This window comes from Streptosporangium sp. NPDC048047 (genome assembly GCF_040653115.1).
In the GTDB taxonomy this organism is placed as follows: Bacteria; Actinomycetota; Actinomycetes; order Streptosporangiales; family Streptosporangiaceae; genus Streptosporangium.
The window spans coordinates 42,676-62,828 of sequence record NZ_JBEZNH010000004.1 but is presented as its reverse complement, the minus strand read 5'-3'; the positions used below and the strand labels follow the sequence as shown (position 1 = coordinate 62,828).

The window sequence follows — 20,153 nt, the reverse complement described above, 5'->3', positions numbered from 1 at the left end:
CGGCCCGGCGTCCGGTGCGTGGACCGGGTTTGCCGCCTTTCGCCGCGAACGCCTACTTTGATCGCATGTTGCTGGCGGAGCAGCGGCGCCTGCTGTGTGAGTACGGCCGCCGGGTGGTCGAGACCGGACTTGTGCTCGGGACGTCCGGGAACCTCAGCGTACGCGCGGGCGACCTGGTCGCGGTCACCCCGGCCGGGGGCGCCCTGGACCGGCTGGAGCCGGAGTCGTGCCCGGTGGTCGACGTCGGGGGCCGCCTGGTCGACGGGGACCTCCAGCCGTCCTCGGAGACCCCGATGCACCTGGCGGTGTACGCCTCCGCCGACGTCCGGGCCGTGGTGCACACCCACTCCACCTTCGGCACCGTGATCGCCACGACCATGACCGAGCTGCCGCCGATCCACTACAACACCCTGCTGCTGGGCGGCGTCGTCCGGGTGGCCGGATACGCCACCTACGGCACGCCCGAGCTGGCCGCCAACGTCCGGGCCGCGCTCGACGGCAGGCGCGCCGCGCTGCTGGCCAACCACGGCGGGGTCACCGTCGGCGACGACCTGGAGGCCGCCTTCGAGGCGGCCCGGCTGCTGGAGTGGCTCTGCGAGGTCTACGTCCGCGCCAGGTCCATGGGCGAGCCCCGGGTGCTCACCGAGGAGCAGCTCGCCGCGGTGACCCACCGTTCCCGGAATCCCCCGGAGTTCCCGCGCCGCGGCGATTGACCGGCCCGCCCCACCCCCGTCGGAGGTTCGACCCATGCCCCTGCAGCTCACCGGCACCCCCGGCGATCCCGACCTGATCCGGCTGCCCTGGGACCGGCCGCTCGCCGAGTGGCCCGAGCACCACCTCGTCTCGCTCCCGCGGGGCATCTCGCGGCACGTCGTGCGCTTCGCCCGCCTGTCGGGCCGGGTCTACGCGATCAAGGAGATCAGCGAGTACTACGCCAAGCGGGAGTACCGCCTGCTGTGGGACCTGCACCGGATGGACACCCCGGCGGTGGAGCCGGTGGCCGTGGTCACCGGGCGGACCGGCCCGGACGGGGAGCCGCTGGACTCCGCGCTCATCACCCGTCACCTGCAGTTCTCGCTGCCCTACCGCGCGGTCATGTCGGGCACGCTCCGGCCCGAGACGCTCAACCGGCTGCTGGACGCGCTCGCCGTACTGCTCGTGCGGCTGCACCTGACCGGGTTCTACTGGGGCGACTGCTCGCTGTCGAACGTGCTGTTCCGCCGGGACGCGGGCTCGTTCGCCGCCTACCTGGTGGACGCCGAGACCGGCGAGCTGCACCCGATGATCAGCGAGGGGCAGCGCCTGTACGACATCGACGTGGCGCACGTCAACATCTTCGGGGAGATGCTGGACCTCCAGGCGGGCGGCCTGCTGCACCCCTCCATCGACCCCGAGGAGGTCGCCGGCTCGGCCCGCGACCGCTACCACGGCCTGTGGGACGAGCTCACCTCCGACGCCATCATCGAGGAGGTGGACTGGCACGTCATCGACCAGCGCATCCGCCGGCTGAACTCCCTGGGCTTCGACGTCGCCGAGATGATGGTCCGCCGCAAGGCGGGCACCGGGCGGCTGATCGTCCGTCCCAAGGTCGTGGACGCCGGCCACCACCAGCGCCGGCTCCTGCGCCTGACCGGCCTGGACGTGGAGGAGAACCAGGCCAGGCGGCTGCTCAACGATCTCGACTCCTTCCGTGTGTCGCACGGCCTGCGCCACGAGGACGAGGCGATCGTGGCGCACCGCTGGCTCGCGGAGGTCTTCCTGCCGACGGTGGACGCGGTCCCCGGGGAGCTGCGCGGCAAGCTGGAGCCGGCCCAGTTCTTCCACGAGGTGCTGGACCACCGCTGGTTCCTGTCGGAGGAGGCCGGCGGCGACGTCGGGCTGACCGCCGCGGTGGAGTCGTACGTGAAGCACGTTCTCGTTCACAAGCCGGATGAGGAGGCGCTCATCTCCGATGAATGAGCCGGGGTGGATGATGTTTCCCCCCTAGGGATGAACATCCTTATCCTCGGATGGGAAATATCACCTCCTGACATATCTATCTTTCACATAGAAAGCTTCCTTCCTCAGGAATGTCCCTACGCTGACCGGGCGACGTCTTGGAGTCGTCGGCGAGGGAGATCCCGTGCTCGGAATCGAAGACTGTGTGACGGAGGCCATGGCCATCCCCGGCGCGCTGGACGCGCTGCTGATCGACCAGACCAGCGGGATGGCGGTGGCGGTGGGCGGCGGCCGCGACGAGGACGTCGACGGGGCGGCCGCCGCGCTGAGCGAGACCCTGCGGGCCGCGATGGACGGCCTCGCCCTGAATTCACCCGGCGGAACGATCCGAATAAACGACATGATCGTAACCGCGGATAACGGACATCATTTACTCCGGCCGATGGAAACGGCCTTCGACGGCCCGCTGGTGATTTATGTCCGCCTTGACCCTGAACGCTCGAATCTCGCTCTCGCCCGCCACCGCCTGCGGTCCATTTCCGGCCGACTCGTCACGACGTGACGCCATGCCGACGATGGAGAGCGTTCTCAGCGACCTGGCCGAGGACCGCGTCACCGGCGCACTGCGCCTGGACGAGGCGGGGACGGTCTACCTGACCGACGGCCGGGTGACCTACGCCGAGACCCCGGCCGTCCCGAGGCTGGAGGACCTGCTGACCGCGGGCGACAGGATCCCGGCGCAGGCCGTACGGCAGGCCAGGCAGGCGGCCACCGAGGACCGGCCGGGCGGTGAACGGCTGGTCGGGCAGGGCGTGCTGACCCGCGGCGAGCTGGAGTTCTGCGTGCTGAGCGCGGTGCTCGACGCCGCGTACTTCCTGTCCGGCTCGGCCGCGCACCGGAAGGGGTTCCGTTCCGGGGACCGGCACTGGCTCGGACCCCAGTGGTACTTCGACGTCGCCGGGCTGTCCCGGGAGTGCGAGCGGAGGAGGGCCCAGTTGGACCGTGCCTGGCCGTCCGGCGAGCTGGACACGCTCCCGGTCGTCCCCTTGGCCCGCATCCCCGCCCAGCGGGTGGTGCTGACCTCACTGCAGTGGGAGGTCCTGGTCGCGGCCGACTCCGCCGCCACCCCCGCGGAACTGGCGCGCAGACTCGGCCGGCCCGCCTACTCGGTGCTGCTCGCCGTACGGCGGCTGGCCGCGGCGGGGCTGCTCCGCGTCCCGGAACCGGGCGAACGGCCCGGGGTCGCGCCCGTCTCCGGGACGGGGGCACCGGCGTCCCGGATCCCGCAGGCGCCGTCACCCCCGCAGACGCCGCGGGCTTCACAGGCGCCGTCACCCCCGCAGACGCCGCAGACGCCGCAGACGCCGTCGGCCCCGCCGGCGCTGCCGCGGCGCCCGAAGACCACCGGGGAGCCCCGGGCGGGCGGGGAACCCCGGGACGGCGCCGCGGGGGGCACCGCGTCCGCGCGGTGGCTCCCCGCGGCGACCGGGGACCCCGCCGACGTGAACCTGCTCATCCGGCTGAGGAACGCACTGGAGGCACTGACATGAGCTCGTCCCGATGCCGCTGAGGTTGCGGACGTTGAAGCTGATCGGAAGGAGACCGCCGGTGGAGGCGCGTGACCGGGAACCGCAGGCGACGCTGCCGACGCGCGACCGGCCGTACCCGGATCCCGCCGCGTCCCGCGACCGGGACGTCGTGCCGTTCCGCGAGTCCGGCGCCGAGTCTCCCGGACCCGCCGCCGGAGCGTCCGGACCGTCCGGACCGTCCGGAGCGGACACGCCGGGCACGCCGGGCACGCCGGGCACCGTACCGGCGTCCCCCGCGCAGGCCCCTTCCGCGCCGGACGGGGAGGGGGTGTCGCGCCGCGAGCGGGCCCGGCGGGAGCTGGCCCTGCTGCGCGACCGGTTGCACGAGGAGATGGCGCTGCTGCGCGAGCGCGTGCCGGAGGTGAACGGAAGCATCGCCTGCAGCGTGGACGGCCTGACGCTGGCGAGCGACCTGCGAGGTGAGACCGAGCAGATCGGCGCGCTGTCCTCCGCGGTGCTCGCGCTCAGCAGCCGGCTGACGGCCATGGCCGACAAGGGCTCCTTCGAGGAGACGCTGATCTCCGGTGACAACGGCTACGCGGCCTTCTACGCCGCCGGCCCCACGATCGTCCTCACGGTGCTCGCCCGGCCCGGGACCAACCTCGGGCTGCTGCGCCTGGAGGGCCGCAAGACGGCGGTGAGAATGGCCGCCCTCACGTCCCGCACATCGACACCCCACTGATCGGAGTCAGACATGGGCAACATGGATATCTCTCTCAAGGAAATGATGGGCATCGACGGCGCGGTCGGCGCGGTCGTCGTCGACTACAACAGCGGCATGGCGCTGGGCGCGCTCGGCGGCTCCAAGGACCTGGACCTCCAGGTGGCCGCGGCGGGCAACACCGAGGTCGTCAAGGCCAAGCTGCGGACGATGGACTCCCTCGGCCTCAAGGACACCATCGAGGACATCCTCATCACGCTCAGCGCGCAGTACCACATCATCCGCCCGGTCACCGGCCGGAGCGGCAAGGGTCTCTTCCTGTACCTGGCGCTGGACCGCAACCGGGGCAACCTGGCGCTGGCCCGGCACACCCTGCGGATGATCGAGGAGAGACTCGAGGTCTGATCCTCCGGTACGGCTCCGCGCACCGGGAGCGCGGGCCGTACCGGAGCTCACCGCTCGGCGGAGGCGGTGAGCTCACCGATCGCGTCGGCGAAGGCCGGCCAGAGCAGGCGCGGCAGGTCGTGGCCCATGCCGGGGAAGGTGACCAGCCTGGCGCCGGGGATCGCGTCCGCCGTGGCGATCCCCCCGGCCACCGGGATGAGCTGGTCGGCCTCGCCGTGCAGTACGAGGGTGGGTACGGTGATCTTCCCGAGCAGCGCCGTACGGTCGCCCGAGGCCAGGATCGCGGCGAGCTGCCGGGCGGTCCCGGCCGGGTCGAGGCCGCGGTCGTAGCTGAGTTCGGTGATCTGGGCGACGCGCTCGCGGTCCATCCGGTATCCGGGGGATCCGAGGATCTCCCAGGTGCTCAGCGCCTGACGGATCGCGGCCTCGCGGTCGGGCGGCGGCGGCGCCATGAGCACCGCCATCGCCGCCTCGGTGGGCGGGGCGACCGCGTGGCCGGGGGTGGACATGATCGAGGTGAGGCTCCGCACCCGGCGCGGATGGCCGATCGCCATCGCCTGGGCGATCATGCCGCCCATCGAGGCGCCGACCACGTGGGCCGACTCCCAGCCGAGCGCGTCGAGCAGCCCGGCGGCGTCGTCGACCATGTCGTCGAGCAGGTAGGGGGCCCGGCCGCCGCCGAGGGCGGGCGCCCCGGCGTCGTTCAGGTGGGTGGACTCGCCGGCGTCGCGGTTGTCGAACCGCACCACGTGGTGCCCGCGGCCGGCGAGCAGCTCGCAGAACTCCTCGTCCCAGTGGATCATCTGGGCGCCGAGGCCCATGATCAGCAGAAGCGGCCGGTCGCCGGGAGACCCGAAGGTCTCATAGGCGATCTCGATGCCGTTGGCCCGGACGCGCGTCGTCATGTCGCTCCCTCTCCCCCATCCGTCCGCGGGCGGGCCGGGTGGCCGCCCGGACGGCTCCCGCCGCCTGGAGATGACGGACCGGTAACCCGGAACAGAATGTCATTCTGCCCAGGTCGGGGCAAGGCATCCCCGCACCGAAGGGCCGGAGAGCGAAAAGCAGGAGCGGACGCCCTGCGCCGGCGTCCGCTCCCGTGTCCAGGAAAGTCTGAGGTGAAGCTCTTCGCCTCCGGCCGTCACGGCCTGACCGAGCCGTCACGGCCCGGTGGAACCTTTATGACCCGGTGAGCCGTCACGGCCCGATGGTGCCGCACTGGCGCGGGGCGGCGTCGTGACGGTCCGGCGGCGCCGCCGTGATGGTGCGGCGGCGCCGTTCCGGCCGGTTACGGCTTGACGGTGATCTGGACCGGCTTGGCCGGGTCGCCGTCCCGCTTGCCCCAGGCACCGGTGGAGAAGGGGACCGGGTCGTTCTTCTTGCCCGGACCGTCGCCCCACTTGGTGATGACGTAGTCGACCTTGATGTGGCCCATGCCGCCGTTGCCGTCCACGCCGAGGGTGCCGGGGTTGAACGTGCCGCCGGTCAGGTCGGCGAAGGTCTTGGCGTCGAGGTCGATCATGACGCCGCTGCTGGAGGGGACACCGGGGCCGCGGTCGCCGACGAAGAACTTGGCCTTCTTGCCCTTGTAGATGACGTAGCCCTCGGTGAACAGCGGCCAGCTCGGGCTGGCGATCATGCCCTTCTGCATCGGCTTGCCACTGGCGGGGAGGCCGGTGTCACCGGCGCGGCCGGAGGAGTCGTCCCAGAAGTAGGAGGCCTTGGTCTGGCCCTTCAGCATGACGGTCTTGGTGACCTTCTGCGGCTTGGCGGGGGCGGCCTGCTCCGGCGCGGCGGCCTGCTCGGGAGCGGCGGCGGCCTTCGGCGCGGCGGCCTGGGCGGGGGCGGCCTCGGGGACCGCGGCCGCGACCGGCTCGCTCACCGCGGTGACCCCGGTGCCGGCCGCCGAGGCGGCGGGCGCGTCCCGGTCGGCCGAGGGGAGGGCCGAGACGGCGGCGGCGGAGGCGAGGAGCCCGGCGCCGACGAGGCCGGCGACGGCGTAGCGGGTCTTGCGGGCGGACGTGCGGGGATCCAGGGAAGGCATGAGGAAACGAACTCTTTCGCGAGGGAACGGGGCAGCCGGACGCCATGCGTGAAGGGAGGCATCGGCGGGGTCGCGCTCACAGGGAAGAAGAGGCGCAGGGGTGGATCAGGTGGCGCTACACGGAGCGCTGGGGGATGCCGCGACCGATCGCGGCGGAAGAACCCAGGGGATGTGAAAGTCTCAGAGGACCGGCAGCGAAATGCTGCATACCGGTACGAAGGTGGCGCGGTCTCCCACTGAGGGATCTCCTCTCCATCTCGTCTACCGGGTTAGCTGACGGGTTCGGGCGGTGGAGTGCCCTACCACCGCGTTCGCGGCGGATTCACCCCGGAAGGTGGGTCCCCGGCTCCCATACCATGACGGCTTCGGGATTCGACGTCGGCCCGGTCGCCCCCTCGGATGAGGGTGCAGGTCACCTGCCGATGACTAGGACACTACCGGGCAAATCAGACAAAGCAAAGCAGAACCCATGGAATGACCAGAAGATCTACCTTCTATGGCCAAGAAAGGGCACATGATCCGGTTCATCGGCCCCTGAACCGGCGCCGACCAGGGCGTACACGCCGCGGCGAATTACATACGGGTGATTCACCGCCGCCATTTCCCGCGGCCCGCGGTCCCGCCCGGAACCCCGGGAAACGGCCGCCCGCCCCGGTCAGTCCCACCAGAACGACCAGGCGTTCCTGCCCATGATCTGCTCGGCGTAGCCGGCGAGCGTGCCGGCGCTGTAGACGACGCTGTCCGGGCAGAACGTCCAGTGCTCCGCCGCGACGTGCAGGGCGTGCTCCGCCGTCGTGGGGGGCGCCGCGACGCTCAGGTCGAGGGTGTTGAAACCCACGCCCACCAGCCGCGCCCCGAACCGCTCCTCCCAGCTCCGCACCACGGCGGCCAGCGGGACCATCCACTCGTTGTGGTTCAGCGCGCCCTGCCACCCCATGACGGCCAGCGCGTCGGCCCCCCGGTCGACGGCCACCAGGCCCAGGGGGGTCCTGCGCTCGGCGACCAGCCCGGCGTACCAGTCGGCGACCACGTCGGGGTCGGTGGCGAGCCTGCCCGCGGGGGCCGGACCCGGGCACCGCGCGCCGAACGGGGCCAGCAGCTCCAGCTGCTCGGCGTCCGCCCTCTCGGTCCAGTCGGCCCAGACCTCCGCCATGAAGGCGGCGGTGTGATAGTTGTCGATCTCCTCCACCGTGTCCGGGGCGATCTGCCCGGACGACCACGGCTGGACGGAGTCCTCCAGCAGCAACGGCCACAGGCCCGAGCGCGGGTGCTCGGCCCGCAGGCCGGACCACAGCCCGGCGGAGACCGGCTCGTCACTGAGCCAGAACGCCGGACGATAACCGACCATCAGCTGGGAGTAGCCGGGGTCGGGCCACACCACGTCGCCTGGAGGCAGCTCGACCGAGAGCGCCCGCCCCTCACCGCCGCCGGCGAACAGCTGGCCCAGCAACGGCGGAAGTTGCTCCCGCTCGCAATCGCTCATCCCTGTCGATCCGATCCTGACCACGGACCAATTTTGGCCTGTCAGGCGGCGGGAGGACAGTTCTCCCCCCAGCACGGCCGAAAAACACCGCGTTCACGGCCCTCGCGGGGAGGGCCGAGGGGCCGTCGCGGGCTCCGCGAGCTCGCGGACCACGTCGGCGAATCCGCGCACCAGCGGGTCGTCCGCACCCCTGGGCCAGGCCAGGGCCACCCGCAGCGGCTCGACGTCGGTGAGGGGCACCCAGGCGAGGTCGGGGCGGGCGTAGTAGCGGGCCATGCTCGACGGGGCGAAGCAGACGGCGGCGCCCTCGGCCACCTGCTCCAGCATCTCCTCGACGTTGTCGTTGGTCGGCCCCCAGCGCGGGGCGGAACCGTCCGGCCGGGGGTTGACCGCCCACCAGTCCACCCATTCGCGCGGCGCCCGTTCGGTCCACATCAGGGGCTCGCCGGCCACCTCCATGACGGAGACGCCGTCGCGACCGGCGAGCGGATGGCCGGACGGCAGGCCGACGACCCGCCCCTCGACGTGCACGATCTCGGACCGCATGCCGGTGAGGTCGGCGGGCAGCCAGACGAAGGCGACGTCCACCCGGCCCTCACGCAGCGCGGCGGCCTCCTGCCCCCAGTCGAAGCGCTTGGGCTCCACCCGCACGCCGGGATGGCGGCGGGCGAACTCGGCGCGGGCGCGGGTGGTCAGCTCACCGGCCCCGCTGGCCTCGAACCCGACGCGCAGCCGCCCCGCCCGCCCCAGCCGGTGCCGCTCCGCGGCGGCCGTCACCCGGTCGGCCTGCAGGAGCGTACGGCGGGCCTCGTCCACCACCTCCCGTCCGGCGGCGGTCGCCCGCACGCCCCCGGCGTGCCGGTCGAACAGCCGGACGCCGAACTCGCCCTCCAGGCTCCTGAGGGCGTAGGACAGGGCGGGCTGGCTGACATAGAGGCGCTCGGCGGCCCGCCCGAGATTCCCCACCTCGTCGATCACCACGAGGTACCGCAGCTGGCGAAGCTCCACCCTGCGATCATAAATCCTCTTTATGGCCCTCCTCATCATCTGTCTTGGACGCCCCCGCGGGCCGTCCGGCATAACAGAGGACATTGACGACGACGTGGAGGCCGAAATGGACATCCGTACGAACATCGAGACGAACACCGGCGCCGCTCCGGCCCGCCGGGCGGAGGGCCGGGTCTGGCTGATCACCGGCGCGTCCTCCGGCTTCGGCCGGGCGATCGCCGAGGCGGCGCTGGCCGCCGGTGACACCGTCGTCGCGGCGGCCCGCAGGCCCGAGGCGCTCGACGACCTGGTCGCCGCCCACCCGGAGCGGGTCGTCGCGGTCGGGCTGGACGTCACCGACACCGCCCGGGTCGCCGCCGTGGTCGCCGAGGTCGTCCTCTGGTACGGGCGCGTGGACGTGCTGGTCAACAACGCCGGGCGCGGACTGGTCGGCGCCGTGGAGGAGACATCGGACCGCGAACTGCGCGACCTGATGGAACTGCACTTCTTCGGTCCGGCGGCGTTGACGCGGGCCGTGCTGCCGCACATGCGCCGGCAGGGATCGGGTGCGATCGTGCAGATGAGCAGCATGGGCGGCCGGTTCACCTTCCCGGGCGTGGGCGCCTACTCGGCGACCAAGTTCGCTCTGGAGGGGCTCTCGGAGGCGCTCGCCCAGGAGGTCGCGCAGTTCGGGATCAAGGTGCTGGTCGTGGAGCCGGGGGCGTTCAGGACGGGCTTCGCCGGCGGCGGCGCGCTGCTGCAGTCGGCCGCCATCCCCGCCTACGAGACCGTCGTCGGCCCGGTCCGCTCCGGCCTGCCGGAGTCCGACGGCAGGCAGCCCGGCGACCCGGCCAAGGCGGCGGCGGCCGTCCTCGCCGCCCTCGACGCGGAGGAGACCCCGCTGCGCCTCCCGCTGGGCGACGACGCCGCCGACGCGATCGCGGCCAGTCTGGAGAACGCCCGCGCGGAGTTCGCCGCCTGGGAGAAGGTGGCCCGCAGTACCGGCTTCGACGCCTGACCGGCCCGGCGCCTCCTCCGGGGACCGGCGGGCCGCCCCCTCTTCCCGGCTCAGCGCGGGAACGCTCAGCCCCGTCCCGGAGGCGGCGGAGGCGGCCAGGGTCCGGCCGGCAGGACACGCGTGCCGTCGGGCCCGGTCGGCTCGTGGCCCGGCACGGGCGGCGTCGGGCCGTACGGACCCTGGGCGGCGTGCGGCGGGGGCTCCACGCGGGGAGGGAGCGGCGGGACCGGCGTACCGTGCGGAGGCGGCTGCGGGTGACGCGCCGGGCCGGGCGGCGCCTGGTGAGCCGGATACGGAGACGGCGGCGTCTGGTGAGCCGGGTACGGGGTCGCCTGATGGGAGGGGTGCGGCGTCACCGGCCCCCGGTCGTGGGAGGGGTACGGCGGCCCCTGATGAGGGCGCGGCGACGGTGGCATCTGATGGGGATGCGGCGATCCCGGGCCGTGCGGCGGCGGGAGGTACGCCGGACCGGCCGGGCCGGGTGGGGGGAACGCCCCGCCCGGCGAGGGAACCGGTCCGCCGGGCGGCATGCCGTACGGCGGAGGCGGCGCGTACGGCCCGCCGGGCGGCGCGCCGTACGGCGGGAGGGGGGCGGACGGGGAAAGCGGTACGGCCGGCGCCGCGCCCTCACGCCGCGCCTGGCGGCGGTTGCGGATCACGAAGAACACGACGAGGACCGGGACCAGCACCATGACGACCGTCTGGGCGATCGCGCCCGGCACGCTCGAGACGCCGAATTCGATCCAGGGCCCGTCGTCCTCGGTGGGCTCGGGGCGGGGCGTCGGGGTGGGTGAGGGGGGCGGGGTGCCGAGCGGGTTGGCCTTGACGGTCCCCACCTTCGCGGTCAGCGCCCGCACCGGGTCGACGACGCCGTGGCTGAAGGCCGCCTTGTCAGAAAGGAGCGGGCTGTCGTGCGCGGTGCTCACCAGACGGTTGATCACATCCCTCGCGCGCAGTCTGGGTTCCTTCGATCTGATCAACGCCGCCACCCCGGCCACGATCGCCGCCGCGTCGCCCGTACTGCTCCCGACGCCGTATCCGTTGCCGGACTCCCGGCGGGGCAACGGAACGATGATTTTCTCGGCGGGGGCGGCGAGCGCCACCTGCCGTCCCACAACGGAGCCGGACCACAACTTCCCCGACCGGGTCGTACCGCCGACCGAGACGACGCCCGGGATCGACGCCGGGCACCTGAGGTTGTAATCGTCACGGTTGTCACCGGCCGGCGCGACCACCACGACATCACTGGAAAGCGCGTAGCGGACGGCCTCGATGTCCTCCTGGAGGCAGAACCGGAGGTTCTCCGACAGCACGATGACCCGCGCGTCGTTCCGCACGGCCCAGCGGATGGCCTGGCCGTAGGTCTCGTGGTCGTATCTCCGGCCGAGGTTGACCGGCAGGATCCTGGCGTCGGGCGCGATGCCGAGCAGGCGCATGTCGCTGCCGCCGGGCCCCACGATGAGCCCGGCCATGCCCGTGGCCCGTCCTCCGTCCACCTCCTCCCGCCCGTCGGCCGCCACCGCGGTGTCGAAGGAGTGGCCCCGTAGGACGCGGCCCTTGAGGTCGGGGTGGTCGGCGTCGACTCCGCCGCCGATCACCGCCACCACCTCCTCCCGCCCCCGTGAGATCCGGTGCGCCTCCTCGATCCGCAGCGCGTCGAGGTGCCAGGCCAGGCCCCGGACGGTGTCGGCGTGCGCGGGTACGGCGAGCAGCCCGGGGACGGCCACGACGGCGGCCGTCAGCACGCCGAGCGCGGCGGCCGCGACGGCCCGGACCGGCCGCCGGGGAGTCCCGGAGGTCGGGGAGGTCGGGGAGGTCCGAGAGACCCGGGAGTGCCTGGAGGTCCGGGAGACCCCGGAGGATCGGAAGGGCCAGGGGGTCCGGAGGACCCGGGAGACCCGGAGGATCGGCATGGGGCTCCATCGGCTGGTCGGGACGGCTGGGGACAGTACGTACCTTGCCGGATCCGGATCATCACCCGCGACCCAATCAGCCAATGTCCGGAAATATGACTACAAACAGACTTTTCCTGGCGGCCGTGAAGGCACTCCGTCACACCGGACCCCGCCCACCCCGGACCCCGCCCGCCCGGAAAGCCGTCCACACCCCGGAACCGCGCCCGAGCCGATGACCGCCCGCGTCCCGAAGGCCCCGCGACCGGCCCGTCCGCCGGAGGGACGCACCCCTCGAGTCAGATCACGGGAAGATAACGGTTGACCGTTGCCGTCCCAATGAAGATCGGAACCGGATATCCAGGAGCGGCTCCGCCCCTTTTCGACCTGGAAGACGGCCCATGTCCCAGCCTGAACGCCCCCGGCGCTCGCGCCGCGCCCCGCGCCCCCGGTCCGCCTAGCCCGTCCGGCTCGCCCGGAGCCTCCCCGTCCGGGTGGTCCTCGTCGCGGCCGTGACCCTGGCCGCCTTCGCCTACTCCAACAACGGCTCCTGGCGGGCACACGGCAAGGGCGAGCCGCTGCTCCTCGCCCACCGCGGCCTGGCGCAGACGTTCGGCTTCGAGGGCATCACGAACGAGACCTGCACGGCCGGGCGCATCCACCCGCCGGAGCACCCCTACCTGGAGAACACGCTGCCCTCCATGCGGGCGGCCTTCAAGGCGGGGGCCGACATGGTCGAGTTCGACGTCCAGGTGACCCGGGACCGCAGGATCGCCGTGTTCCACGACGCCACCCTCGAATGCCGCACCGACGGCCGGGGCGAGGTCCGCGACCACACCCTCGCCGAGCTGCGGCGTCTCGACGTCGGTTACGGATACACCGCCGACGGCGGCGCGACCCACCCCTTCCGCGGCAAGGGCGTGGGCCGCATGCCGGCCCTGGAACAGGTCCTCGCCGCGTTCCCCGAGCAGAAGCTGCTGATCCACGTCAAGAGCGACGTGGCGGCCGACGGCGAGCTGCTCGCCTCCCGCCTGGCCACGCTGTCTCCGAAGCGGCTCGCCGCACTCACCGTGTACGGCGGGGACAGGCCGGTGGCCGCGCTGGCCGCGCGGCTGCCGGCCGTACAGGTGATGTCGAAGGCCCTCATGCTGGACTGTCTGAAGGGTTATCTCGCCGTGGGCTGGACCGGATACGTCCCCGGCTCCTGCGCCGGTCTGGAGCTGCACGTCCCGGAGAAGTACGGCCGGTGGCTGTGGGGCTGGCCCAACCTGTTCGTCGAGCGCATGCGCGCCCACGGCACCCGTGTCATCGTCGTGGCGGGATCCGGCGACTTCTCCGAGGGCTTCGACGCCCCCGCCGACCTATCCCGCCTGCCCGAGGACTACACCGGCGGCGTCTGGACCAACCGCGTCGACGTCGTCGCCCCGCTCCTCCACCGGTGAAATCCGCCGGAAAGCACACGATGCTCAGCGTCAGGTACGGCTACAGCAGATCGTTCAGTTCGTCCACGGTGATGCCGGTCAGGGCCAGGACGTTGCGCAGGGTGCCTTTGGGCATGTCCTGACCGGAGTGAACGGGCACGCTGACCACCCGCCCGTCGTCATGCCGCAGGATGTGGTTGCTGCCCCGTACCCGGGAGAGGACGAAGCCCGCCTTCTCCAGGGCGCGCACGACCTGGGCACCGGGGACGGACGGGACCGGCGGCATCAGGCGACGTCCACCGTCACGGTCACCTCGGGTGACAGGCCGACCTCCTCGATCAGGGCGGTCAGCGCCTCACGCAGATCGGCCACCGCCGCGTCGGCCGTGGGACCGTCGCCTACCGCACCCACACCGGGCCGGAGCTGGGCACTGGCGCACCAGACCCCGTTCTCGTCCCGCTCCAGGGCGTAGGGCACATGCTGGATCCCGGTCATGATTCTCAGTGTACGGTCCCGGATCCGGCCGGCCGGGCTTCTTCCATCATCCGCACCCGTTCCACCGCGACGTCCGGCCGTGCTCTCCCGGCCCGGTCACCCGCCTCAGCGGCCGACGGCCGCCCGTACCTCTCTCATCAGGGCCGCCGCCTCGGCGACGGTCCCGGCGATCGGCTCCGGCGGCTCGCCGACGCGGCCGAGCAGCCGCCCCGCCCGTACGGCGAAGCCCCCCGGTGCGCCGGGCAGCCGGCCCGCCGAGGCCACCATGCCCTTCTCGTTGATCAGCCACCTGCCGGCGTGCCCGTGCAGCGCGTGGCAGGCGACGCCGACCGCGCGGAACAGGCAGCCGGCCGCGTAGGCGGGGTCGGCGCCGGACACCCCGTAGCGGGCCAGCTCGACGCAGAAGTCCGCCTCCCACATCCCGTCGGCGAGCGCGTCGCCCAGCGCGGGCGGATAGGCGCGGGTCCGCTCCCGCAGGTCCGTCAGCTCCCCGCCGGGGTCGGCCAGCACCCGGCACAACGCGACCTCACCGGCGTAGGCGTGGGAGTAGAAGCCCAGCGGGTGGCCGGTCTGGACGCCGATCTCGTAGCGGCCCTCCCGGCAGTCGTCCCAGATCCGGTGGACCCTGTCCAGGTCGCGATAGATCCAGTCGACCCGGTGGCCGTCGACGGTCAGCCAGCCCCCGCCGTTCACCCAGGGCCCCCAGCCGCCCGGCGCGGTCAGCTCGGCCCGGTCCCCCGCCTCCCGTACGGCCAGCGCCCGGAGCGCCGCGACGTCCGGCTCTCCCCGGTAGTACAGCCCGAGGTCGAAGTCGGAGTCGGGGCGGTGTGTGCCGCGGGCCCGGCTTCCGCCGAGCGCCACGGCGACCACTCCGGGCACCTCCGCCAGCCGCCCGGCGAGCGCCTCCAGTCTCGTGTCGTCCATGACGGCATGATCACACAGCGGCCCGCCCGGCGAGCCGCGTGGGCTCGTCACGGGGTTCCTCGCTAGATGAGGCTGAATTTCCCGGGCGTGCCGAAGCGCGGACCGGGGCGTCCCCCGCGCCCCGGTCCGCGGTGGCCGGCGGTGCCGGCGTCAGTCGTCGTCCTGGCCGTTCTTCTCCTGGGCGTCGTCCTTGTCGTCGTCGTCCTGGTCGGCGGCGGCCGTCGAGGTGATCCCGCCGGTGGCGGCGTCCACGACGACCTCCTGCACGGCGCCCTTGCCGTCGGCGACCTCGACCTCCCACGAGGCCGCGTCGCCCTCGGTCTCCAATTCGGTGGAGACGACCCATCCGCCGCTCACCTTCGACAGCGCGGTCCGCTGGGCCTGCTCCGCCGGCACGGCGGGCTTGCGCAGGGCTTCCGTGCCGTCGCCGGAGCCGGTCCCGGGGGCGGCGGACTGAGACGGCGAGGCCGGGTCGGCCTGGATCCCGTCGGCGAGGGCGGCGCCGCCGCCGGCCACGAGTCCGGCGAGGGTGAGTCCGGCAACAATGATCATCGGCTTGCGCATCGGGCTTTCTCCGTATCCGTTGAGAGGCGCGGTTCCGTGGAATCCGCGACGACCCCTCAAGGCTGCTCGCCCGGGTGATAGCGCGTTGCTGCGAAGTTCCTAAGGAATCGTTAACAGACCGCTCCGGACGGCCCGCCGGCGCCTCGGGACCGGCCGGCGGACCGGGAACCGCGGCCATGCCCGCACGGGCCGCGGTTCCCGGTCCGCCGGGGATCGACGCCCGTGCGCGCCGGTCAGGACGTCACGGCGCACTGCCCTCTGTCCTGCCTGACGGGACCGTCCCCGCCGGGGCGGATGTCGAAATCGAACATCTCCGTGGGCAGGTAGAGCGTGCAGCAGGCGTTCGGGACGTCGACGATCCCGCTGATCCGCCCCTCCACGGGCGCGGAGCCGAGGAGCAGGTACGCCTGCTCGCCCGTGTAACCCCACTTCTTGAGGTATTCGATGGCGTTGAGGCACGCCCGGCGGTAGGCCAGCGTCGCGTCGAGGTGGTGGTTGACGTCCTTGTCATGGTCGACCGAGATGCCGACGAACGACAGGTAATCCGAATAGTTCGGTTCCACCCTCCCGGGCATGAAGACCGGGTTGGTGGTCACGCCGTACTTCTCCATGCCCCCCTTGATGAGGTCCACGTGGAAGTCGATGAAGCCACCCATCTCGACCGCGCCGCAGAAGGTGATCTCACCGTCGCCCTGGCTGAAGTGCAGGTCGCCCGCGGAGAACTTGGCGCCCTCCACGTAGACGGGGAAGAAGACCCGCGCCCCGCGGGTGAGGTTCTTGATGTCCTGGTTGCCGCCGTTCTCCCGGGGCGGCACGGTGCGGGCGCCCTCGCGGGCGATCCGCGCGGCCAGTTCGCCGGTGGCCGTTCCGGCGAGGGCGCCGTCGGGCACCGGTGGCAGGGCCAGCGGCGGGACCCGGTCGGGAGCGGTGTCGATGAGGGCCTGCTCCCGGCGGTTCCAGCGGCCGAGCATCTCCTCCGACGGCGCCGTGCCGAGCAGCCCCGGATGGGTGATGCCGGCGTACCGGACGCCGGGCAGGTGGCGTGACGTCGCGAACACGCCGTGGAAGTCCCAGACCGCCTTGTAGGCGTCCGGGAAGTAGTCGGTCAGGAAGCCGCCGCCGTTCGCCCTGGCGAAGATCCCGGTGTACCCCCACCCCTGTCCGGACACCGGGCCGGACTGCTGGGGAATCGGACCGAGTTCGAGGATGTCGACGACCAGGAGGTCGCCCGGTTCCGCGCCCTCGACCCCGATGGGACCGCTCAGCATGTGCGGGACGGACAGGTCCACGTCCCGCACGTCGTCGGCCGAGTCGTTGTTCCCGATCTGGGAGTCGGTCCAGTCGCGGCACTCCAGCCGGAACTCGTCTCCCGGGCGCACCATGGCGACCACCGGGATGTCCGGATGCCACCGGTTGTGGCCGGGCACGTCCTGGTCCCGCATGGATTTCGACTGGTCCACGCCGAACACGACCTCTGGCATGACAGCCCCCTTTTTTCATGGAATCCGTACACGCGGCGGGTGATCCCGCGCCTCTCACGGCCTGGGCAGGCGTGCCGTCGCCGGGTGCGGGGAGCACGCGGCCCGCCGGCCGGGCGGCACGGGGACGACCTCGGGCGCCTCCCGGCTCCGCTCCTCCCGGTCGAGGGCGGCCGACAGCGCGGAGGACACCCGGGACAGGCGCGGGGCGGACGGGACGCGTCGCGCGGCCCGCTCGCAGGCGGGGCAGTCACGGGCAGGCGGCGCGGCCCCCATCGGCAGGCGCACCTCGAAGCGGCCGCACTCCGGGCAGAGAAACTCGTAGGTGACCATGGGCACCCCTCCGCGTCGGGTGGATGGACCTCCGGTGCGGCCACGGGGCCGGCCCCGGAATCGGACGGACCGCCTCTCATCACGCCGGAAGACCCGGACACGCGTTCCCGTCGGGCCGGTCGTGTTCCCCCGGGCGCCCGGCGATGTCTCCCGGGCGGTGTTTCCCACGGACGACGCCTCCCGGGGTGACCGCGGACGTTTCCCGGCAGACGGGACGTCATCCCGCCGCCCGGCGTTCGACCGTCGAGAATCCATTTCATACCCGCCCTTAGCAGGGCAAATCCTGATTAACCAGATACGGGTCCCTTCTCAGCGGGCCGGGCCGGGGCCGAGTTCGACGACGACCTCGGCTCCCCCCGAGGCGCGCGTGCGGACCAGCAGGCCGCCCCCCGACTCCTCGGCGGTGCGGCGCGCGATGTCGAGGCCGAGACCGGTGGACGCGCCGCCGCTCACCCCCCGGCCGGTCGGATCCGCGTGGGCGAAGCCGGGCCCCTCGTCGCTGATCACGAGCCGGGCCCCGCCCCCGGCAGGCCGGGGCGTCAGCTCGACGGCGAACGGGGTGCCGTCGGGGGTGTGGGCGAACACGTTCTCCAGCAGCAGGTCCACGCAGGCCGCGAGGTCGTGCTCGCTCACCCCCACGGGGATCGGGCCGTCCGCGAGGTCCAGCCGCAGCGGCCGGTCCTGGTCCTCGGCGAGCGCCGACCAGAAGGCGACCCGTTCGCCGACGACCCGGAGGGCGTCGCAGCCCGGCACGCCGTCCCGGTCGAACCGGCGCGCCTCGCGGATGATCTGGTCGACCATGCGCTCGACGCTGTCGACGACCCGTCCCACCCGTTCCGCCTCGTCCCGGTCGCGCATGCCGTCGGCCTCCAGCCGGAGCGCGGTGACCGGGGTGCGCAGCCGGTGGGAGAGGTCGGCGACCGCCTCGCGTTCGTGGGCGAGCAGCTCGCGGATGCGGGCGGCCAGGTGGTTGAGGGCGCTGCCGACCTCGCGGATCTCCGGCGGGCCCGCCGGTTCCACCCGCGCCCGCAGGTCGCCGCGGGCCAGCCGCCGGGAGACCTCCGCGACCTGCCCGACCGGCCGGATCAGCGAGCGGGCGAGCCGGTCGGCGACGGTGATGCCGACGGCGAGCAGCGCCAGCCCGGTCAGGCCGAGCACCAGCCAGGCCCACCCGACCCCCCGGCGCAGCCGTTCGGCGTCCACGAACGCGCGGACGACCATGGTGCCGCGCTCCCCGCCCTGGACGGCCACCAGCACCTCCCGGCCCGCGGGCGTGTCGACGGTGATGCTCCGTCCACGCGCGGCCAGCTCCACGCCGGGTCCGCGCGGCGCCGCCGCGCCGATGAAGCCGTGGCCGGGCAGGAAGACGGTGATCGGCACCCCGCCGGAACCGCTCGCCTGCCGTACGGTGGCCTCCAGGACCTTCGGGTCGTCCAGGGCCGCGGCGGTGGCGACCGACTGCGCCCACGTGGTGGCGGCGGCCGTGGCCCGCTCGGCCGCCAGCGTCCTGACCAGCACGGCGAGCGGCACGAGGAAGGCGATCAGGACCAGCGAGGTGGTCGCCACCGCGAGCAGGGCGAGGCGTCGCCTCATCGGGGGCCCCTCACGTCCCCGGATCGACGATCTTCACGCCCACGCCGTGGACGGTCTGCAGGTAGCGGGGCCGCTGGGCGCTCTCGCCGAGTTTGCGCCGCAGCCACGACAGGTGGACGTCGACGGTCTTGTCCGCGCCGCCGTACGCCATCCGCCACACCTCGGCCAGCAGTTCCCGTTTGGGGACGACCTGGCCGGGGCGGAGCGCGAGGTAGTGCAGCAGGTCGAACTCCTTGGGCGTCAGGTCGAGGCGCTCCCCGTCGAGGAACGCCTCCCGGCCGGCCGGTTCGATGAGCAGCCCGCCGACCCGCACCGGCTCCGCCTCGGCGCCCGCGCCCGGTTCGCGGCCGCGGCGCAGCACGGCCCGGATGCGCGCGTCCAGCTGGGCCGCGCTGAACGGTTTGACGACGTAGTCGTCGGCCCCGGCGTCCAGCGCCCGGACGATCTCCGGCTCGGCGTCGCGCGCGGTCGCCACGATGACCGGGACGGCGCTGACGGCCCGGAGCATGCGCAGCACCTCGCAGCCGTCGAGGTCGGGCAGGCCCAGGTCGAGCACGACCAGGTCGGGACGGTCCTCCACCGCCAGGGCGAGTCCGGGCATGCCCGCGACGGCCGAGGTCACGGCGTGGCCGCGGTCGGTCAGCGCGCGGCTCAGCGCGGATCGCACCTGGGAGTCGTCCTCGACGAGCAGCAACCGGGCCACGGTGACGTACCGACCCCTCCTGGCTGGTTAACGGTCCCGACGAGAGTGGAAGGTTCCCCGTCGGACAGGAAAGACACCGGAAGACCGACGGCCGCGTGTCCGACGGGAGGGATGTGATGGGACGCCGCGCGTTGCTGGGGGCGGGGGGCTGGCTGGCCGCCGCCGTCCTGACCACGATCGCCGTCCTCTGGGCGGTCTCCCTGATCGGCACCGACATCACCGGCCCCGCCGCCCGCCCCATGACCCTGGAGGAGGTCGAGCGGGCCCTGGCCACCGCTTCCGCCGCGCCGGGCGCCGGGCCGCCGGTCTCGGCCGGTCCCGGCTCGCAGGCCCTCGGTTTCTCCTACGCGGCGGGGTCGGTGACCGCCGTCTGCGACGCCGGGCGGGCCCTGCTGCTGTCCTGGACGCCCGCCCCCGGGTACGGCGTCGACGACGTCGAGCGCGGTCCGGGCCGCACCGCCTCGGTGGTCTTCGAGTCGGACGACCGCAAGACCACCGTCAGCGTGACGTGCCGCTCGGGAACGCCCGTCGCCGCGGTCCGTTCCGTCGCCGAACGCGACGACGACTGACCGCCCGCGACGACGGGCGGCGGGACGCCCCGCCGCCCGGGGTCCGGACCGGTGACGAC

Annotated in this window: 22 protein-coding genes and 1 riboswitch; of the genes, 9 read left to right on the top strand and 13 right to left on the bottom strand. The window is 73.1% G+C overall.

The features are described 5' to 3' along the window. The first annotated feature begins 65 nt into the window (after positions 1-65). The 6 genes from AB0D67_RS04890 (at position 66) to AB0D67_RS04865 (ending at position 4,593) form a co-directional block, all read left to right on the top strand. On the top strand, positions 66-713 hold the full coding sequence (locus tag AB0D67_RS04890) for a class II aldolase/adducin family protein (RefSeq protein WP_362929988.1): 648 nt from the start codon (positions 66-68) through the stop codon (positions 711-713). Positions 714-747: 34 nt separating this feature from the next. Then, a complete protein-coding gene (locus AB0D67_RS04885; protein ID WP_362929986.1) occupies positions 748-1,959 on the top strand; it encodes a DUF4032 domain-containing protein in 1,212 nt (403 codons plus the stop codon). Between the two features lie 163 nt (positions 1,960-2,122). Continuing rightward, the gene (locus AB0D67_RS04880) at positions 2,123-2,500 is read left to right on the top strand and encodes a roadblock/LC7 domain-containing protein (RefSeq protein WP_362929984.1); all 378 of its coding nucleotides are present in this window, start codon (positions 2,123-2,125) and stop codon (positions 2,498-2,500) included. A gap of 4 nt (positions 2,501-2,504) precedes the next feature. After that, entirely contained in the window at positions 2,505-3,488 is a 984-nt protein-coding gene (locus tag AB0D67_RS04875; RefSeq protein ID WP_362929982.1) for a hypothetical protein, read from the top strand. Positions 3,489-3,546: 58 nt separating this feature from the next. Beyond that, on the top strand, positions 3,547-4,209 hold the full coding sequence (locus AB0D67_RS04870; RefSeq protein ID WP_362929980.1) for a roadblock/LC7 domain-containing protein: 663 nt from the start codon (positions 3,547-3,549) through the stop codon (positions 4,207-4,209). A gap of 12 nt (positions 4,210-4,221) precedes the next feature. Then, positions 4,222-4,593 carry a hypothetical protein gene (locus AB0D67_RS04865; RefSeq protein ID WP_362929978.1) on the top strand — a complete coding sequence of 124 codons (372 nt, stop codon included), beginning with the start codon at positions 4,222-4,224 and terminating at the stop codon, positions 4,591-4,593. A gap of 47 nt (positions 4,594-4,640) precedes the next feature. Here the strand turns inward: AB0D67_RS04865 and AB0D67_RS04860 are convergent, their stop codons facing one another. The 4 genes from AB0D67_RS04860 to AB0D67_RS04845 all read right to left on the bottom strand — a co-directional run bounded on the left by AB0D67_RS04860 (position 4,641) and on the right by AB0D67_RS04845 (position 9,125). Next, entirely contained in the window at positions 4,641-5,498 is an 858-nt protein-coding gene (locus tag AB0D67_RS04860; protein ID WP_362929976.1) for an alpha/beta fold hydrolase, read from the bottom strand. A 380-nt stretch (positions 5,499-5,878) separates the two neighbouring features. Further along, a complete protein-coding gene (locus tag AB0D67_RS04855) occupies positions 5,879-6,634 on the bottom strand; it encodes a hypothetical protein (RefSeq protein ID WP_362929974.1) in 756 nt (251 codons plus the stop codon). 243 nt (positions 6,635-6,877) lie between these two features. Then, positions 6,878-7,022: riboswitch (cyclic di-AMP (ydaO/yuaA leader) on the bottom strand. 267 nt (positions 7,023-7,289) lie between these two features. Next, on the bottom strand, positions 7,290-8,117 hold the full coding sequence (locus tag AB0D67_RS04850; protein WP_362929972.1) for a DUF4253 domain-containing protein: 828 nt from the start codon (positions 8,115-8,117) through the stop codon (positions 7,290-7,292). A 93-nt stretch (positions 8,118-8,210) separates the two neighbouring features. Beyond that, entirely contained in the window at positions 8,211-9,125 is a 915-nt protein-coding gene (locus AB0D67_RS04845) for a LysR family transcriptional regulator (protein WP_362929970.1), read from the bottom strand. A gap of 106 nt (positions 9,126-9,231) precedes the next feature. Between AB0D67_RS04845 and AB0D67_RS04840 the strand changes: the two genes are divergently transcribed. Further along, positions 9,232-10,122: an oxidoreductase gene (locus AB0D67_RS04840; protein ID WP_362929968.1), complete on the top strand. Its 891-nt coding sequence runs from the start codon at positions 9,232-9,234 to the stop codon at positions 10,120-10,122. Positions 10,123-10,187: 65 nt separating this feature from the next. Here AB0D67_RS04840 and AB0D67_RS04835 read toward each other — a convergent pair whose 3' ends face one another. Next, the gene (locus AB0D67_RS04835) at positions 10,188-12,035 is read right to left on the bottom strand and encodes a S8 family serine peptidase (RefSeq protein WP_362929966.1); all 1,848 of its coding nucleotides are present in this window, start codon (positions 12,033-12,035) and stop codon (positions 10,188-10,190) included. A 473-nt stretch (positions 12,036-12,508) separates the two neighbouring features. Between AB0D67_RS04835 and AB0D67_RS04830 the strand changes: the two genes are divergently transcribed. Beyond that, positions 12,509-13,456, top strand: coding sequence for a glycerophosphodiester phosphodiesterase family protein (locus AB0D67_RS04830; RefSeq protein ID WP_362929964.1), 948 nt, complete (start codon positions 12,509-12,511; stop codon positions 13,454-13,456). A gap of 40 nt (positions 13,457-13,496) precedes the next feature. On the opposite strand, the gene AB0D67_RS04825 is transcribed toward AB0D67_RS04830, so the two are convergent. The 8 genes from AB0D67_RS04825 to AB0D67_RS04790 form a co-directional block, all read right to left on the bottom strand. Then, the gene (locus AB0D67_RS04825; RefSeq protein ID WP_362929962.1) at positions 13,497-13,721 is read right to left on the bottom strand and encodes a type II toxin-antitoxin system HicA family toxin; all 225 of its coding nucleotides are present in this window, start codon (positions 13,719-13,721) and stop codon (positions 13,497-13,499) included. Next, positions 13,721-13,930: a hypothetical protein gene (locus tag AB0D67_RS04820; RefSeq protein WP_362929960.1), complete on the bottom strand. Its 210-nt coding sequence runs from the start codon at positions 13,928-13,930 to the stop codon at positions 13,721-13,723. The genes AB0D67_RS04825 and AB0D67_RS04820 overlap by 1 nt, the downstream gene beginning before the upstream one ends. Before the next feature lie 105 nt (positions 13,931-14,035). After that, a complete protein-coding gene (locus AB0D67_RS04815; RefSeq protein WP_362929958.1) occupies positions 14,036-14,854 on the bottom strand; it encodes a nucleotidyltransferase domain-containing protein in 819 nt (272 codons plus the stop codon). Between the two features lie 150 nt (positions 14,855-15,004). Next, positions 15,005-15,418: a PepSY domain-containing protein gene (locus tag AB0D67_RS04810; RefSeq protein WP_362929956.1), complete on the bottom strand. Its 414-nt coding sequence runs from the start codon at positions 15,416-15,418 to the stop codon at positions 15,005-15,007. 233 nt (positions 15,419-15,651) lie between these two features. Continuing rightward, positions 15,652-16,899, bottom strand: a complete 1,248-nt coding sequence (gene fmdA / locus AB0D67_RS04805; RefSeq protein ID WP_362929954.1) for a formamidase — start codon at positions 16,897-16,899, stop codon at positions 15,652-15,654. Positions 16,900-16,953: 54 nt separating this feature from the next. Next, complete coding sequence (locus tag AB0D67_RS04800; protein WP_362929952.1) at positions 16,954-17,229, bottom strand: FmdB family zinc ribbon protein; 276 nt, start codon at positions 17,227-17,229, stop codon at positions 16,954-16,956. A gap of 309 nt (positions 17,230-17,538) precedes the next feature. After that, positions 17,539-18,822: a HAMP domain-containing sensor histidine kinase gene (locus tag AB0D67_RS04795; RefSeq protein ID WP_362929950.1), complete on the bottom strand. Its 1,284-nt coding sequence runs from the start codon at positions 18,820-18,822 to the stop codon at positions 17,539-17,541. A gap of 10 nt (positions 18,823-18,832) precedes the next feature. Continuing rightward, a complete protein-coding gene (locus AB0D67_RS04790) occupies positions 18,833-19,525 on the bottom strand; it encodes a response regulator transcription factor (RefSeq protein WP_362929948.1) in 693 nt (230 codons plus the stop codon). A 116-nt stretch (positions 19,526-19,641) separates the two neighbouring features. On the opposite strand from AB0D67_RS04790, the gene AB0D67_RS04785 reads away from it, so the two are divergent. Next, complete coding sequence (locus AB0D67_RS04785) at positions 19,642-20,094, top strand: hypothetical protein (RefSeq protein WP_362929946.1); 453 nt, start codon at positions 19,642-19,644, stop codon at positions 20,092-20,094. Positions 20,095-20,153 lie beyond the last annotated feature (59 nt).